Genomic DNA, 210 nt, shown 5'->3' on the forward strand with positions numbered 1-210 from the left:
CTGCTCTCCTCCGATGCTGCCGGTCGTCACCCGCACCGGACCGTCCTGAGCCGGTGGTTGCAGCGGGCGCTGCTCCGTACTGGCCAGGATCTCCGCGAGGTGGACCGGGCGGATGGCGCTGCCCTGCCGGGAGATCGCCCCGCCCAGGTGCATCAGGCAGGAGTTGTCGGCCCCGCACAGCACCTCGGCCTGCGTCGACTCGGCGTTCCT

General features: G+C 71.9%; 1 pseudogene. It reads right to left on the minus strand.

Annotated features, from left to right (window positions below):
• Positions 1 to 210, minus strand: a pseudogene (locus JT723_RS34730) (hypothetical protein); the annotation flags it as partial.

Origin of the sequence: Actinacidiphila bryophytorum (genome assembly GCF_016916835.1) — a bacterium.
Classification (GTDB): domain Bacteria; phylum Actinomycetota; class Actinomycetes; order Streptomycetales; family Streptomycetaceae; genus Actinacidiphila; species Actinacidiphila bryophytorum.